Origin of the sequence: uncultured Mycobacterium sp., assembly GCF_964249325.1 — a bacterium.
GTDB lineage: Bacteria > Actinomycetota > Actinomycetes > Mycobacteriales > Mycobacteriaceae > Mycobacterium.
Genome location: NZ_CAXUCH010000067.1, coordinates 1 through 5,329 on the forward strand (window position 1 = coordinate 1; position 5,329 = coordinate 5,329).

General features: G+C 64.5%; 6 protein-coding genes and 3 pseudogenes (1 of these 9 cut by a window edge). 4 read left to right on the top strand and 5 right to left on the bottom strand.

From position 1 onward, the window contains the following. Positions 1 to 114 precede the first annotated feature (114 nt). A complete protein-coding gene (locus ACFE99_RS10855) occupies positions 115 to 411 on the top strand; it encodes a LapA family protein (RefSeq protein ID WP_375485083.1) in 297 nt (98 codons plus the stop codon). On the opposite strand, the pseudogene ACFE99_RS10860 reads toward ACFE99_RS10855, so the two are convergent. The 4 genes and pseudogenes from ACFE99_RS10860 to ACFE99_RS10875 all read right to left on the bottom strand — a co-directional run. Beyond that, positions 400 to 498, bottom strand: a pseudogene (locus tag ACFE99_RS10860) (amino acid decarboxylase); the annotation flags it as partial. The gene ACFE99_RS10855 and the pseudogene ACFE99_RS10860 overlap by 12 nt on opposite strands. Before the next feature lie 54 nt (positions 499 to 552). Then, positions 553 to 981, bottom strand: coding sequence for an SRPBCC family protein (locus tag ACFE99_RS10865; RefSeq protein ID WP_375485085.1), 429 nt, complete (start codon positions 979 to 981; stop codon positions 553 to 555). 90 nt (positions 982 to 1,071) lie between these two features. After that, positions 1,072 to 1,635 (bottom strand): hypothetical protein, encoded by a 564-nt coding sequence (locus tag ACFE99_RS10870; RefSeq protein WP_375485087.1) that lies wholly within the window; start codon positions 1,633 to 1,635, stop codon positions 1,072 to 1,074. Between the two features lie 70 nt (positions 1,636 to 1,705). Then, positions 1,706 to 2,065 (bottom strand): annotated as a pseudogene (locus ACFE99_RS10875) (DUF4407 domain-containing protein); the annotation flags it as partial. Between ACFE99_RS10875 and ACFE99_RS10880 the strand changes: the two are divergent. Together ACFE99_RS10880 and ACFE99_RS10885 are read left to right on the top strand one after the other, a co-directional pair. After that, positions 1,965 to 2,438: a hypothetical protein gene (locus ACFE99_RS10880; RefSeq protein ID WP_375485117.1), complete on the top strand. Its 474-nt coding sequence runs from the start codon at positions 1,965 to 1,967 to the stop codon at positions 2,436 to 2,438. The pseudogene ACFE99_RS10875 and the gene ACFE99_RS10880 overlap by 101 nt on opposite strands. 246 nt (positions 2,439 to 2,684) lie before the next feature. Then, a complete protein-coding gene (locus ACFE99_RS10885; protein ID WP_375485113.1) occupies positions 2,685 to 3,227 on the top strand; it encodes a hypothetical protein in 543 nt (180 codons plus the stop codon). Between the two features lie 45 nt (positions 3,228 to 3,272). On the opposite strand, the gene ACFE99_RS10890 is transcribed toward ACFE99_RS10885, so the two are convergent. After that, positions 3,273 to 4,073 (bottom strand): MOSC domain-containing protein, encoded by an 801-nt coding sequence (locus ACFE99_RS10890; protein WP_375485115.1) that lies wholly within the window; start codon positions 4,071 to 4,073, stop codon positions 3,273 to 3,275. A 243-nt stretch (positions 4,074 to 4,316) separates the two neighbouring features. Here ACFE99_RS10890 and ACFE99_RS10895 point away from each other — a divergent pair. Next, a pseudogene (locus ACFE99_RS10895) lies at positions 4,317 to 5,329 on the top strand (APC family permease) (it continues 500 nt past the right edge of the window).

Sequence of the window (5,329 nt, forward strand, 5' to 3'; positions counted from 1 at the left end):
TCCGTCCGGGCTTACAACAGCGGGTGGTGACCCGTTTTTCGTCACCGCAATACGGGTAGGCCGTCTAGACATGCCCGACGCGACAGAACTGGAGCGACAGCAGAGGAGAGGCGCATGGGAGACAGCTCCCGCGACCCGGTCGACCACCACCGCACCCCCCGGCCTCGCGCGGGCGAATCGATGAAAGACACGGCGAAGGTGCCCGGGCTCGTCCTGCTCGGAGCCGGTGTGGTGGCGTTCGTGATCTGCCTCGCCGCGTTCGCTATGGGGCAAGTCGGCGTCGGTGTGGCGGCCGTCGTCGTCGCGCTGCTATCCGTCGGAGCCGGGCTGGGTTGGCTGACCATGGAAGGCCGGCGGATACGCGAACTCCAACGGCAACGGCTGGCCCACCGGCCCAGCGCCGGACACTGAACGGTGGAAGGTCAGGCTGAACCCGTAACGGCCTTTGCGGCGGTAGTCGGCCAAAGCGTCCAACAACGGCGCCCGGCTGCGGTCCATGGCCGGACAATACTCAGCGGGCCATCCGTTTGCGGGCGCGACGCGGCTAGGCCATCAGCGCAAAGCGGCCAGGTTGTCTATCGACTTATGCACGTCGGACTTGAGAACTCGGGCGACCAGCCCCCCGAGCGGTCCGTTGAGCACGCCGCCCTTGAGCTCGGCCGTGAGATGAAACGCCGTTGCGGGATGGTTGTCGCTGAGCGTCATCTTGACCGCGAGCCGAATTCCGCCGCGGCCGCGCCCTTTCAGTTCAATCACTTCCGGCTCGTCGAATCGGGTTACCGTCCAGTGAATGACGTTGCGAAATCCCTTCACCTTTATGCACGCCGACACACACGTGCCCTCTTCGACGGTGGACGGAACGGGGCTGCGCCAGCCGCCGAAAATCGTCATCCATTCGCCGAACCGATTCAGATCGGACGCCAGCTTCCAGGCGGCCGCGGGCTCAAGCTCGGATGTCGTCGAAACGTCTACTTGTGCCATGCCTCAATCCTGAAAACGCCGCTAAGCGCATACCCGGCCACTCATACCCGCGTGTGGTGACGGGATAAACCAACCGGCGGTGACCGGGCCTCAGTTGCTGTCCCAGGCGCTGGCCAGTTCCTTTGCGACGTCGATGACTTGAGCCGCTTGTGATTGCGGCGAGTCGATCTCATTGGCGACGTGCCAAGCGATGTAGCGCCGGATTTCTCCGTCGACACCCGCGACGATCCGCAACAGTTCGCCGCGGATCGAGGTGGCGGCGACGTGGACCATGATGTCCGACGGCTTCGGCTTGCTGACTTCGATGACCAGGAACAGCGGCTCGGCCGCATGCGCTGAGGCTCGCAACGCGATTTCGCCGTCGACCATGAACCGCTGCTTGTCCAACCGCAAATCGACGATCATCTCGATGGCAAGCGGAATCCGGATGTCGAACGTGATCATCTGTCCCAGCTTGCGGGTGACCTGCGGTTGCTGGATGTTGACGTTGGCGCTGACCCGGGCGAGCCCGCCCGGCCCTTGGCGCATCGGGCCCGTCTGGAACTGCTCGCCGGCGATCTGGCTGAACGCCGCCGCGACGCGGTCCTCGGTAACAGCGACCTCGAAGAACCGTCGACCGAACTCTTCGTAGGTCACGTACTTGTGGGGCAGCATAAGTTCATACCGTCTCATGTCAGCGGGCATGTCGATCGCTGACCCGCGGACACCGCGGAATTTCTCGGTGGGGCACCTGCATGGCCGCTTTACTCGCGGCCTCGGCTTCGGCGGCGATGGGCAGGTATATATTGTCGTCGTTCGCCGCAGACACGCGCTCAGACGAAGCCCGCAGCGGAGGTTCGAGCGCCTCGGCGACCCGGCGCCGATGCTGTGCGCGGTCGATTTCGGTCTGCGCCTCCACGGCCAGACGAGCATTGGCCAGCTGCTGCTCGGCCCACATGAACTCGGCCGCCTCGCGCACCTCGGCACGCTTGACCACGATCGCGGTGTCGGCCTTCACCTCGGCGCGGTCACGGTGCTCGCGGGCGGCTGCGTGGCGCTCATGGGTTGTCTCACCGCGCCACAACCGCAGGATCAGCGGCAATAGGTTCCGCGCCGACGACCTCAACGCCCGGTTCCGCCAACTCGTCGGCGAGGAATTCAGCGTCAAGGACCTTCGGACCTGGCACGGCACCGTGCTGGCGGCTGAGGGGTTCGCGACCGCGCGGGAGCCCACCTCGAAGACGGCTCGTCGCCGCGCAGAAGCGGCGGTGATGCGGGCTGTGTCCGAGGACCTGGGCAACACGCCCGCGGTAGCGCGCAGTTCCTATGTAGATCCGCGGGTGGTGCTGGCTTACGAACAGGGCATAACGATCCGCCCGGTACTGCAAAGGGTTCAACGCCAACGCCATCCGGTCGAACGTCAGCACCTGATCGAACGGGCAACCGCCCGCCTCATCAAACGCGTGGACAAAGACTAACCGAATGCTATTGGAATACCGTTATTTTCAACTTCAATCCACCGCTGTGTTTCATAGCTTCAATGCAAGCCGCACCGATCGTTAGCGAAATATCAAGCTGCATCGTCACTTTGCACGATGATTCAGAATTCAGTGCAGCAGAGCGGATATTCTTCGCTCTGTAACTGGAACCACTCATCGACACGAATGGTGAGGCCCACCAAATATTTTGGTGGTCGAGCAATTGTGTTGTTAGTGTCCCGGCGCATGTTTGTTTTAGCTACGGTGATGTCCCTTATTCAGCTGGTGTCGGGTACCCCGTATGTCGCGGGTGGAGACTCGCCTGGCGGTACTGACTGCTCTGGCCTGGCTTCGTGGGTGTCGAATGTGGCCACCGACAGGCCGGTCTTCGGAAACCGCTTCAATACTGGAAACGAGGAGTCCGCCTTGCTGGCCCGGGGCTTCCAATACGGAACTGCCCCCGGCGCTTTGGTGATCGGCTGGAACAACGGCCACACGGCGGTGACGTTGCCGGATGGAACTTCGGTGTCCAGCGGCGAAGGCGGTGGCGTCAAAATCGGTGGTGCAGGCGCCTACCAGCCACAGTTCGCCGATCACATGTTCCTGCCCGTGGAGCCTGAGGCAATGGAAGACAATCGCGCGCCCGAGGAAGCGGCCGTTTTGGTTGGCGCTGTGGAACCCGAAGCGCCAGCGGCTGATCCAGCGCCAGCCGACGCCGCGGTTTTGGAAGCGGCGGCCCCAGAGGCGGATTCATCGCCACCCGGTGACGGCCCTGAAGCCGGAATCTAGAGCCGCAGCAGCTGACCGATAGCGCAGGGGACAGCGCGGGTGCCGCTAGCCCAGGGTGACCGGGTCGCCGGTGCGGATGATGCCTGCAGTCAGCACCTCCAGGTACGCCCCGGCGCAGGGCAACGGCGCCGATCCCGCTGACGCCACCCGGTTTTCGGCGACCAAGGTGCGGAGCGCTTGCGGAGCCGGCGGCAGTGAACCGTGCCCGAGCGTGGGCACCGCGCACCGTGATGTCGGCTTGAGAACGCGCAGCCGCGTCTCACCGACAGCCAATTGTTTTCCGGTCCAGTCGTTTTCCGCGTACGGCGGGTACCCTGGGGGTGTCGCGATCACCAGGTTCGGCCGGTAACGCAACGCCTCTACCCCGATCCGCTCCAGCGTGGCGGTGGTGATTGCGTGCAGCGGGGCAAGGTCGGTGAACGAATCGCCCGGCGTCGCGCCGGCGATTTCGACGATGCGGGCTTCGACGTCGGCGTCCACGCCCAACTCGAGCACCTTCTCCGGGTCGGGCCGTTCCAACGTCGCGCCCGGCGAGCGCTTGCTGACCAGGCGGACTGGCCGCCCCAATAACCGGGAGAGCAGATCGTCGATGCCGGCGTCGTCGGCGGCCACGCACGTTTGGTCGGGCAGCTGAATGCGGACCCGCCCGCCATCTCCCCTGGCGGTGAATTGCAGAAGCTGCCGCCACAATCGGGGCTGCTTGGCGCTGGCCACCCGGCCGGTGACCGCATCGACCAGCGCCAGCCGACGGTCTCCGTCGGCGCCACGCTCGTCGACGACCAGCTCGGTCACGATTTCGCCGAGCATCGACTTCACCGGATAACGCCACAGACTCTCCACGCGCATCTGCGCATGTCCCGGTGAAGGGCTGTCGCGCGTCGTCACGGCTCAAGTATGCGCTGCTCTGGAACCGGCCAAGACTTAGTCGGGTCTTCTGAGGCGTCGACTTCCGCAGGCGGGACCGCGCCGCAGACAGCGGCGCGGCCGCCGACAACGACCCCGCGGCCCGGACGGCGCGGGAGGAGCGCGAAATGGCGGCGTGCCGGTTGCCGCGCAGTCATACTCGGACCATCCCGCGTAGGAGGCCCCATGCCGGCGCACAGCTTGGCACAGCAGATGCTGCGGCGCCGGCCGGTGAGCGGCGCGCCAGTCGCCCATGGCGCCTCAGATCATCTGCGACGCAGCCTGGGAACGTTTCAGCTCACCATGTTCGGTGTCGGCTCGACGGTCGGCACGGGCATCTTCGTCGTCCTGTCGGTGTCGGTACCGCAAGCCGGTCCGGCAGTGGTCATCTCGTTCGTGCTCGCCGGCATCGCGGCGGGGCTCACCGCGATCTGCTATGCCGAGCTGGCATCGGCGGTACCGGTGTCTGGGTCGGCCTACTCGTACTCCTACGCCATCCTGGGCGAGCTCGCGGCAGTGGGCGTCGCGGCATGCCTGCTGCTCGAATACGGTGTGTCAACCGCCGCGGTAGCCGTTGGATGGAGTCAGTACCTAAACAAGTTGTTCGACAACGTCTTTGGATTTCAACTGCCGCAAACTATTTCGGATGCGCCGTGGGATTCCAGACCTGGTGTGGTCAACCTGCCGGCCATCGTCTTGATCGCGATGTGCGCGGTCCTGTTGATTCGGGGTGTCAGCGAATCGGCGAAGGTCAATGCCGTGATGGTGGTGATCAAGCTCGCCGTGCTGCTGATGTTCGCCGCTATCGCGTTCACCGCGTTCAGGGCAGAGCGTTTCGCCGACTTCGCGCCGTTCGGTGTCTCGGGCATCAGCTTGGCTGCCGGCACGATCTTTTTCACCTACATCGGCCTTGACGCGGTGTCCACCGCCGGTGACGAGGTCAAGGAACCGCAACACACGATGCCGCGGGCGATCATCGCGGCCATGCTCATCGTGACCGGTTTTTACATACTCGTGGCGCTGGCCGCAATGGGAAGCCAGCCGTGGCAGGACTTCAAGGGCCAGGAGGCTGACCTCGCGGCGATCTTGGAGCACATCACCGGAAACGTCGTCGGCAGTACCATTTTGGCGGCCGGCGCAGTGATATCGATCTTCTCCGTCACTCTAGTGACGATGTACGGTCAGACACGCATCTTGTT

Coding starts and splice junctions, on each gene's coding strand:
- ACFE99_RS10855 (WP_375485083.1), top strand. CDS start 115: ATGGGAGACAGCTCCCGCGACCCGGTCGACCACCACCGCACCCCCCGG.
- ACFE99_RS10865 (WP_375485085.1), bottom strand. CDS start 981: ATGGCACAAGTAGACGTTTCGACGACATCCGAGCTTGAGCCCGCGGCC.
- ACFE99_RS10870 (WP_375485087.1), bottom strand. CDS start 1,635: ATGCTGCCCCACAAGTACGTGACCTACGAAGAGTTCGGTCGACGGTTC.
- ACFE99_RS10885 (WP_375485113.1), top strand. CDS start 2,685: ATGTTTGTTTTAGCTACGGTGATGTCCCTTATTCAGCTGGTGTCGGGT.
- ACFE99_RS10890 (WP_375485115.1), bottom strand. CDS start 4,073: ATGCGCGTGGAGAGTCTGTGGCGTTATCCGGTGAAGTCGATGCTCGGC.